10 protein-coding genes are annotated in these 9,785 nt (G+C 57.3%); 2 read left to right on the top strand and 8 right to left on the bottom strand.

Translation table 11 applies throughout. The annotated features are described in order from the left end of the window. From HKX44_RS18085 to HKX44_RS18075, 3 genes are all read right to left on the bottom strand, one after another. Positions 1-1,483 (bottom strand): autotransporter-associated beta strand repeat-containing protein (locus tag HKX44_RS18085; protein ID WP_276152643.1); only part of this gene is annotated, 1,483 nt, incomplete at its 3' end. A gap of 587 nt (positions 1,484-2,070) precedes the next feature. Beyond that, positions 2,071-2,631: an invasion associated locus B family protein gene (locus HKX44_RS18080; protein ID WP_276152644.1), complete on the bottom strand. Its 561-nt coding sequence runs from the start codon at positions 2,629-2,631 to the stop codon at positions 2,071-2,073. 99 nt (positions 2,632-2,730) lie between these two features. After that, positions 2,731-3,870 (bottom strand): pyridoxal phosphate-dependent aminotransferase, encoded by a 1,140-nt coding sequence (locus HKX44_RS18075; protein WP_276152645.1) that lies wholly within the window; start codon positions 3,868-3,870, stop codon positions 2,731-2,733. Positions 3,871-3,894: 24 nt separating this feature from the next. Here HKX44_RS18075 and HKX44_RS18070 point away from each other — a divergent pair, with 24 nt between their 5' ends. Further along, on the top strand, positions 3,895-4,653 hold the full coding sequence (locus HKX44_RS18070; protein WP_276152646.1) for an MBL fold metallo-hydrolase: 759 nt from the start codon (positions 3,895-3,897) through the stop codon (positions 4,651-4,653). 47 nt (positions 4,654-4,700) lie between these two features. Here the strand turns inward: HKX44_RS18070 and HKX44_RS18065 are convergent, their stop codons facing one another. Genes HKX44_RS18065 through HKX44_RS18055 form a run of 3 tightly spaced genes read right to left on the bottom strand, consistent with a single transcriptional unit; the run spans position 4,701 to position 5,998 of the window. Further along, entirely contained in the window at positions 4,701-5,000 is a 300-nt protein-coding gene (locus HKX44_RS18065) for a CcdB family protein (protein WP_276152647.1), read from the bottom strand. Continuing rightward, the gene (locus HKX44_RS18060; RefSeq protein ID WP_276152648.1) at positions 4,993-5,223 is read right to left on the bottom strand and encodes a type II toxin-antitoxin system CcdA family antitoxin; all 231 of its coding nucleotides are present in this window, start codon (positions 5,221-5,223) and stop codon (positions 4,993-4,995) included. The genes HKX44_RS18065 and HKX44_RS18060 overlap by 8 nt, the downstream gene beginning before the upstream one ends. 52 nt (positions 5,224-5,275) lie before the next feature. Beyond that, a complete protein-coding gene (locus HKX44_RS18055; protein WP_276152649.1) occupies positions 5,276-5,998 on the bottom strand; it encodes an SDR family oxidoreductase in 723 nt (240 codons plus the stop codon). 68 nt (positions 5,999-6,066) lie between these two features. Between HKX44_RS18055 and HKX44_RS18050 the strand changes: the two genes are divergently transcribed. After that, entirely contained in the window at positions 6,067-7,230 is a 1,164-nt protein-coding gene (locus tag HKX44_RS18050; protein WP_276152650.1) for an aminotransferase class I/II-fold pyridoxal phosphate-dependent enzyme, read from the top strand. Between the two features lie 53 nt (positions 7,231-7,283). On the opposite strand, the gene HKX44_RS18045 is transcribed toward HKX44_RS18050, so the two are convergent. Together HKX44_RS18045 and HKX44_RS18040 are read right to left on the bottom strand one after the other, a co-directional pair. After that, a complete protein-coding gene (locus HKX44_RS18045) occupies positions 7,284-8,396 on the bottom strand; it encodes an aminotransferase class V-fold PLP-dependent enzyme (protein WP_276152651.1) in 1,113 nt (370 codons plus the stop codon). An 11-nt stretch (positions 8,397-8,407) separates the two neighbouring features. Then, entirely contained in the window at positions 8,408-9,409 is a 1,002-nt protein-coding gene (locus HKX44_RS18040) for a replication initiation protein (protein WP_276152652.1), read from the bottom strand. Between the last annotated feature and the right edge of the window lie 376 nt (positions 9,410-9,785).

Here is a 9,785-nt window from a genome sequence, read left to right as displayed (position 1 = left end):
TGGTCCCGCTGATGGTAAAACCACCGGTATAGGCCGTGTTATCCCCGCTTAGGGTCAAGGTATCACCGCCGATTTTCGCCAGAGTGCCCGCCCCGGCAAGCGTCCCGCTGAACGTCGTGTCCCCCGCCCCGGCAAGCGTCAGGGTGTTGCTGTTCACATCTACAGTGCCCGCGCCCGCAAGCGTGCCTATCGTCTCGCTGCTCTGCACATCCAGCGTGCCGGTCACCGTCACCGCCGTGCTGTCCGCCAGCGCCATGCCACCCGCGTTGTTCAACACCAAAGTGCCCGCCGTCACCGTTGTGGCACCAGTATATGTATTGGCACCACTCAACGTCTGGGTCCCGCCGCCAGCCATAGCCAGATTGCCCGCCCCCGAGATCACCCCAGAATGAGTTTGCGCCCCACCACCGGTATCGCCAAGCGTCAGCGTAACGCCCGCACCGTTCAGATCAACAGACCCCGCACCGCTCAGCAAACCGACATCTTCGGATGCGTCCACCCGCAATGTGCTGTCCGCCGTCACTGTCACAAGGCCGTCATCATGGATCGCAGACCCGCCGCTGATGACAAGAATGCCGGTTTCAATCGTGGTGTCGCCGCTGTAGCTATTGGTTCCGGACAGTGCAAAAACATCCGTTTCAAGCGCGTTGTCCAACGTCAGGCCAAGCGTGTCCGAAGTACCGTCCTGAACACTACCCGAAAATGCGGCACCGGAAACCGTCAGCACGGCATTGCCTGCACCGCCATTGTCGTTGGTGATCGTGCCATCACCGGACAAACCCGCAGCTGTTGTGTCAAAACCGTTCAGATCAAGCGTACCGGGGGTGTTGACGGTCACCGAGGTTGACGCGCCAAGCGCCGCCGCGCTGCCGATATTCAGTGTGCCCGCCGACACTGTTGTCGCGCCGGTATAGGTGTTTGTCCCCGACAGGGTAACCGCCCCCGAACCGACGGTAACAGCGGTTGCGTCGCTAATCACACCGGAAAGTGTCATTACCGCCGTTGTGTCCAGCGACAACGTGGCCGCCGCACCGGTATTTTTAATTGCCCCGGCAAAATCCATGTTTTCGGTTGCGGTGACCGTTAGGTCGGCCCCGTTCAGGTTCAACGTCAGGGAACTGGCCAAGGCCGTTGAATCGGTATCGGAATAGGTGAGGGTCGAGGCACTGCCGCTGTTAAAATCAAAGGTGCCATTCTTGATCGCCCCAATATCGTTCACCACGACATTCCCGACCGTCACAGAAGCGGCATCAAGGGTCACAGTGCTGGAGGGGGTTCCAGAGAACGTTGCAGTATCATTGGAGACAGGGGCCGAACCAGTGTTCCAGTTCCCGTAGAAGGAATAGCTCCCGTTGGCCGGGTTGTTCCATGTCGCGTCTTGGGCATAGCCGGGGAAGGCAATCAAACCGGAGACCAGCGCCGTGGTTAACGACAGACCGCCAAAATAACGTCCACGCAAAAATACTTTGCCAAAAAGCAGCATAACGACCCCCAGTCCAATACCCCATCCGCACAACTAGAGATAAAGGTATCTAAAATCAACGAGGTCAATTCGATTTGACTCCCTCAAAGCACCATCGGACAGCGGCTCAATCTGTCGACAACAAGGCACCCATGCGGCGGGATTAAGGCGGATCAATCCAGCGGATCATCAATGCGTAATATGCACGGTCTCTACCATGGACGACCACATTGACCTTGGGAATGGCGAGTGTCGCGCAACAGATTGGAAGGCATAGGTGCTTGCCTGCAACCCGCTGTAAAATATGCCAGTTCATCGGTCCAGCGAATCCGCCACAAGAACGGTCGAAAACATTTCTCACCTCAAATGATTGCGGAACCGGCCCCTTTCACCATCAACGGGTTGTCAAATTTCCGGCGTTTCAATAGCGCTTTTGACACCGTGGGCCTGCTTCGCGCGCCACACTTTTGCCTCATTGAATCCGGGTGGTCACTTAGTACAGGCCGTTTTGCCGATGCTCCGCCATGCGGGAAACAATCAACGCCTACCGCCCGCATTGTCCGAGAATCGGACCTGCCAGATGCCAGCGATTCCTTGCCCCTATCAACTCAGGGACGAACGGCATCCAACCCGGTTTCCATGCCATTTAATGAAAACTGAAACAGAAACGGTTCGGTCTGCGCAGAAGGGCGAAAGGCCGCCACCATCGCGTTGTCCTCGGCGGAAAGCGCCGCGACCTTTTCCGCATCAATCTTTAGAATCGCCTCGCAGATTTGACCATTGCAGGACTGCCAGGTGAATTCCATCACGGCCTCCTCGTCCTCGCTTTCGGATTGCCGCATGGCAAAACCGGTGGGCAAAAACACCCCGACCGGCACCCGCGCAATCAGGAAGCTGTCGCCGTCAGGGTTTCGCGTTGCAATGATATCCGCAACAAAGGCTTTATCCGCCGCCCGCAGCACCCGTTGGGTCAATGTGCAATCGGTTTCACCCACAGCCACCGCGACACAGCTGACCGACCAAGCGCCGAACTTCTGGCCGTTCACCACCACTGCTGTTGCAGGTGCTTCCGGGGCCACCGCCGCGTCACGATCTGTCGATGTCTGGGCCGAGGCCGGCAAGGTCAGAACAAGGGCAAGCACAATGAAAACGCGCGTGAAAAAGATCATGGTCGGGCTCCGGACAATACCTGTAAGTTGCGCATAAGGGATCGGTAACTGTCTGGCGTGTCAAGGTGCATACGCCAGACACAGGGGGGCCAACCGGCCTTAGCGCAGTTTCCCAACCGGCCAGTCCTTTAACGCCAGCGCCACCCGCTCAAGCCCCTTGGACAGATTCACCGAAGCGCCGCCACCGACCCCCAGGCGGATATGCCCGGGTTGCCCATAGGCACTGCCTGGCAATAGGAATGTCCGATACGGATCGGCCAGCAAAAACTTGGCAAAGGCGTCGCTGTCGATGCCTTCCGGCAAACGCCCCAAGCCGATCAAACCGGCCCGTGGTGCAACCCAACTCAGCCCCTCCTGCCCCGCGATCCATGTGTTCATTTCAGCAAGGTTTGCCGCCCCTTCACGGCGCGCTTTTTGCATCGCTTGTGGGTAACGGTCTGGGCGCAAAGCAATTTCGGCAATGACCTCGCCCATGATATTCATAATCTCTGATGAATTTTCGCGCCGAATCACCGCGTCCATCACCAAATCGGCGTCACGGCAGATCAGCCAGCCGGTGCGCAGCCCCTGTAATCCCAGTGCTTTGCTCACCGACCCGGTGGTGATTCCCCGGGCATAAAGCCCTGCAACCGATGGCGCACGCGGGGCATCCCATTCAAGACCGGCATAAACCTCATCCACCAACAGCCACGCCCCTGCACGTTCGGCAATACGCACCAGCTCTTCCAGATCGGACCGGCCCAAAAGGTCACCCGTCGGGTTGTTGGGGTTGCTGATGAAAATCAGTTTGGTCTTGCTGGACACCGCATCCGCCATCTGATCCAGCGGCAAACGCCAACCATCCGCCTCACGACGTGTGACCTTAACCACTTCTGCCCCAATGGCGCGGGCCAGGACCTCGGCTTGTGGCCAGCCCGGGGTTTCGATGACAATTTCGTCGCCGGGCTGAAGCAGCTGCATCACACTCAGATAATTTGCCTCTGCCGCCCCTGCGGTAATCAACACGTCCTGAGGGGTACACAGGCGATCAAGGCCGGCCTGCGCCAACACGTGGTTTCGCAATTCCGGCAGCCCGCGAAAGTCGCGATTGTTCCAGTCCAACGACTGGTTCGGATCCAGTTCGGCCAGATAATCCCCCAACACCGGCGCACCAGACAAGGAAAAACCGACAATCGCCTCCGGTGCCGCCTGAGTGGTTTCCAGCAGATATTCGAATAACCTGTGTATCTTGACTTTCATCGTCTCCCCCCGCCCAATGGCCTTATGAATACGCCGATCCACCTTAAGGGCAAACCCCGCCGCCTTGCTGTGCTTGATTACGGGTTGTTTGAGGTGCATGCGGGTCCGCGCACCATCGGCATCTGCGGGTTTGTGATTGAAACCGACGCCGGCGAAGTGGTGCTGATCGACACCGGGTTTCCCGCCAAATATGCCGCCGATGCAACAGCTGCGACCGCCGAGGATGATCTGGGCAGTTTTGGCCGTGTGCTGTCTGTGACACCGGACAACCGACCAGCTGCGCAACTGGCGAAACTGGGGCTTTGCAAAACCGACATCACCCTGATGATTCAAAGCCATACACATATTGATCATCTGGGGGATATGGCGGGGTTTCCCGACATACCGATCCTGATCTCCGCCGCCGAACGCGCCTTACCCCGCCCGCTGTATTGGTCTGGGAAACAGGTGATGGACTGGCCGGACCGCGTATATCAATTGGTGAGCCAAGACATTGAACTTGGCACCAGTTTCGAGGTTTTACACTGCCCCGGCCACGCGCCCGGGCAACTGGCCTTCTTGGTCAGGCTGCCACAAACCGGATGGGTTATGCTGACTTCGGATGCGATCAGCCGCGCCTCGGAGATCAACGAAAAATTCGCAGGGTCATGGGATGTCGATCAGGCGATTTTCCACGGCGACCGGTTGATGCAATTGGCCCGCGACCGTGATGCTTTTGTGATTTATGGCCACAGTCCCGAACAATGGCCTTACCTCAAAAAAGCCCCGCACTGGTTCACTTGAAATGTTCCGCCAGCCTAGGCTGGCCTTTTCAGATTGGCTGGCCCGGCTCAATACCCCTGAAACAAGATGTCCAACGCGCGGGTAAACACATCAGACTGGTCTGACAGATTGGCCACCGGCTGGCGCAGCACCGACTGGGGAACCGCCGCCATCAGATGCGTGACCAGACAATACTGCCGGCCCTCAATCAAAATTTCCGGATGCAAGGCCCCCGCCTGTTTTGCCGCGACGGCGACCGGCAACACAGGCGCAACCATACGCGTGCCTTGAAGCACCAAAAAATCGGACTGTAGATCAAGCAGGTATTCGTCGCGTGTTCCCGCTTGATAAAGGTCAAACCTAGACATTGAACATCCGGTGATTTTCCAACGGCAGGCCGTTTTCCTCGATCCACCTGCCCCATTCGGTAAGGGCCTCGCGATTCTCTTCCAGCCAAGCCTCACGCAGCGCATGGCGCACACCGTCCTCTGCCGCCGCTGAGATATTCACCCCCAAAGCCTTGGCATCCTTTAGCAATTCCTGATCCAGCGACAGGTTCGTCGCCTTCTTACCCGATCCTTGAATACCCATAAATGACAGCCTTTCGATGCGCATAACTTATGCGCATGATCATAACACATCCCTAACGCACATCACGCCCTTGATTGAGGATTATCACATTCCCGCTGGAAATATCCCCCGCAGGCGAGGCCAGAAACCCGACCCAAGCGGCAATTTCCTCGGGCTGCATCGCCCTTCCGTGCGGCATCTGCGCCACCGCTTTTGCCAAAACATCCGCCGTCAACACCCCGAACAGCGGCGTTTCCGTCATCGCTGGCGCAATCGAATTTACCGCAATTCTTTCCTGTGCATAACGGCGCGCCAGATCTTTGGTCAGATTGTCCAACGCCGCCTTGGAGGCGCGGTAATGCGGCGGATCGAACACATCAAAATTATAGGCCCCGTTCGAGGAGATATTCACGATTTTGCGCACCCCGTTGCGCCCCGCCATCAACTTGATACCCGCCTGACAGCAATGAAACGCTGCCGAAAAGTTCAACGTCATCTGGCGTTCGAATTCATCAACCGGAATTTCGGGAAACTCTGACATGAAACAGGTACCGGCATTGTTCACCAGCACATCAAGCCCGCCCAGCATGGCCTCGATCTCGGCAAAACCGGCCCGGATGGCATCGGCGTCCATCAGATCAACAACCATGCCGGCAAACCCGTCTTGCGCCATCTCGGCCAGACCCGTTTCATTGACGTCAAACCCGACAACCGCATAACCATCCGCCAGCAACCGTGCCACAATCGCACGCCCCATGCCACCTGCCGCGCCGGTGACCACTGCAACTTTACCCATACTCCTGCCCTTTCACTTTCCCCCCGGATAGGTGTAGCCAAGGACCAGCAACTTGCCAAGGAAGCGCCATGTCCATCCGCCCTGCCCGCCGCATCACTGACACCTCCCCCAAAAACTTTGGGATGTTTGCCAAGGCGATCGGCATGGAGGGCGATCTGATCCATCTTGAACTGGGGATGCCGGCCGAGGACACGCCGCAACATATCAAAGACGCCACCATCGCCGCCCTACAGGCTGGCCATGTGCATTACTCCGACTTGCAAGGCATCCCCGAATTGCGCAGCGCCATCGCCGAGAAACTGCGCCGCCAGAACGGGCTGGACCTATTGCCGGACGAGGTGATTGTGACCAACGGGCTGACGCAGGCATCCTTTGCCGCATTCATGGCCTTTCTCGATGAGGGTGACGAATGCCTGTTGCTGGCCCCTTATTATTCCCAACATGTGGGTAAGGCCGAGTTGGCAGGTGCCAAAGTAACTATTGCACCGCTTGATGCTGCCGATAATTTCAGTATCAATCGCGCCTTGATAGAGCCTTTTATCACGCCAGCGACCCGTGCCATCGCATTGATCAACCCTTGCAACCCGACGGGGCGGGTTTATTCCCGCGCTGAACTGCAGACCCTTGCGAATATCGCGCTGGATAATGATCTGTTGGTGTTCTCTGACGAAGTCTATTCCGACATTGTCTATGACTGGGCCACGCATGTTTCCATCGCCTCCCTGCCGGGGATGAAAGAACGCACCATCACCATGGGTGCCTTTACCAAATCCCACGCGATGGACGGATGGCGGCTGGGCTATATCGCCGCCGACACCAGCCTGATCGGCCCCTGCATGAAGATGACCAGCAATGAAGTCACCCATGTGAATACATTTATCCAATATGGTGCTGTTGCCGCCCTTACTGGTGACCCGCAGGTCCTGAAAGGCATGGTTGATCGGGACTGCGCGCGCCGCGATTTGGTGGTGACGCGGCTGAACCGGATGCCCCGCGTGACATGTGCGCCGGTCGAAGGCGCGATTTATGCCTTTCCCGATATTTCGGCGACCGGGCTGACATCACAGGAATGCGCCGACCGGTTGCTGGCTGAAACCGGTGTGGTGGTCGAAGCAGGCAGTTTTTACGGCAGCGCCGGCGAAGGCCATCTGCGGGTCTGTTTCGGGTGCGCCGATCTGCCCGTGCTAGAGGACGCAATGGGCCGTATGCATCGTTTCTTCGACACTCTGTAGTTTGCTGAAATGCGCCGGCCCCGCCGATTGGCACAGCCGCGCAAGACCGTTTTTCAGAGCAACGGACCCAGCGTGTCAAACAGCCGGTCCACATGGCGCATTTCAGTCACTGTTCCGGGTGAAATCCGTAATATCCGGCCCCGCGCGTCAACATGGATACCCTGACTGCGCAACCCATCCACAACCGCACCACCATCCTGCGGCAGTTGCACCATAACCGACCCACCACGGCGGGCCTCATCCAAGGGCGTGGCAAACATCAGCCCCGCCGCCTGGGCCCGCGCGATCACCTGCTCTGTCAATGCGCGGTTATGCGCCAACAGCCCGTCTTGCCTCGCGTGCCATTGCAATGCTGGCACTGAGCCGACGCAGGCCAGAACCGACGGGGTGCCATGTTCAAAACGCCGCGCATCGGGAGCATATTCAAAGGCCTCCAAATCCCATGAAAACGGGTTGGCCTGTGAAAACCACCCGCGCAACTCCGGTTTCACCTCTGCCATCAGATCCGCGCCCATCTGGATGATCCCTGCGCCCGGTGTGCCGCACAGCCATTTTAACGAGGTCGACAGGACAAAATCTGCCGGTGTTTGCGCCAATGAAAATGGAATGATTCCAACGCCCTGCGTCAGATCAACACCCACCAACGACCCCATGCGGTGACCGTGGGCAATCAACCCCTCCAGATCACATCGGTGCGAGGCGGTGGAAGTCACGAAGGTGAGCAGCGCCAGACCGACACTTTCATCCCAGGCAGCCAGCATATCCTCGTCACGGACCCAGAAATCCCCTTGCCGCACAGGCACCGTTTCAAGCTGATAGCCCAGCCGGTCCGCCAGCCCGTTCAATAAGAAATGCAGCGACGGAAAACAGTCCGCAGCCACCAAGACCTTTTTGCCGCGCAACCGCTCTGCCGGCAGCCCGCCCAAAACGGAAAACAAAGCCGTTGTCACGTTTTCCGCGCTGGTCAACGTCCCCTCAGGGGCATCAATCAGGGCGCGCCACAGATCCAGAAAGACCGCACGCTGCGCCAAAACATCAGGCCACTGACTGTCGTCAATTGCGCCCCAAACCTGGGCAAACCCGTCAAGTGCGGCGGCCATATCCCGTGCTTTTTCGGGGTACATGCCAATCGAATGGTACAGAAAGTATCCGGGGTCAGATGTCATAAGATCAGTCTCTAAATGGGGTTATTCTCAGCATAGGTTTTGAAAAATGCCAGATAGGCCTTGTCGGGATCACGCGCCGGCGGTTTGCCTGCCGCCCATGCGCGCCACTGGCCTTCAACAAAATAGATATCATAGCCCGGAAAACGCAGTTTAACGGTTTCATAAGTTTCCGAGCGCAAAGCGGCCCCCTTGGCGTCAAGCCAGCTTGGCCGTGGGCGCATGTTTTCGGCTTTGGCACCCACCCGTTCCTTGCGCCCAACCTTGGAGAATTGTAATTCGCGTTCGACCTCGGCCTCGCCACCGGCGTCTTTGCGCCACCAGCGCAGCTCGATATGGGTCACCCGCCGCCCCGTTTTGATCGGTTCAACCTCAACCACAAAATCGGACAAGACAGAGACCTCTTCGACCGCCGGATCAATCGCCCGCAGCTTCAGGTTCGACCAGGAGGTTAGCTTGCCCTTGGGCACACCCAGAACACCGCGCATATCTTCTAGCGAAAATTTCTCGGACGAGCGCCAGCGCAAATTCCCGCGCTTTTGCACCATCTCGTAGAGAGTCAAAGCGTATTTCGACGACAGCGCAAACATCACCTCGCGCTGCAACCGCGCAAACACCGTGCTGTCCTTGATGATCCGGCGCAGCCGTTGCGGAATTTCATATTCCAGCAACCCGTCGCGCCGCGCGGTTTCAACGTTGCCTCCCAACAGTTGCACCCGCTCGATCGCGGGTTCGCCGTCGCGCATGATCTGGATTTTTACAATCGACGCCATCAGCCGCTCGATCGAGGCCCCCACCCTGTCATTCGAGTTATGCGAGCCCCGCAGATCGGATTTGGCAATCACATGGGTTACCGGTTTTTCAATCGCGTCCCATGCGTTCTCTAACAGCTGATTGTAAATGCGACGGTCAGCCAGCGTCAGAGGCGTGACCTCAACAAGATCCACCAGTTCCCCGGGTTTGACCAATGTCTGCGCATTGGGCCGTGCCTCAACCGTGCGATAGGCTTTGCTCATATCCTGCCTTACGTGCAAAACTTACTTTTGTTATTTTCTGGGTGTAAGCTATCACAAGCGCAAGCCTTGGTCTATCACCCAATTTGTAAGCGTTAGATCACCTGATTCTGCGCGACTGATTCGTAAACCCTTGTTCCGCTAAGGAATATTACCACGTCATAGGCACCTCTTTGCAGCCACCCCAAAAGTAAGTCTAAAGACCCATCCAATCTGTAAGCGCAGCACTCCCTGAACGTAAGACCAACCGCCCCGATAGGTAAGCCAAATAGTCCCTAAAGGTAAGCGTTAGGGACTAAAAGCCCAGTAAACTAAGAGTGTTTTGCGACCTGAACACAGAACACTAAGAATCATGAACTATAAGGGTGGTTTCAAATTT

The organism is Sulfitobacter sp. M05, assembly GCF_029285175.1.
Classification (GTDB): Bacteria; Pseudomonadota; Alphaproteobacteria; order Rhodobacterales; family Rhodobacteraceae; genus Sulfitobacter.
The sequence above is the reverse complement of the archived record's forward strand: the minus strand, read 5'-3'. Positions and strand labels throughout refer to the sequence as shown.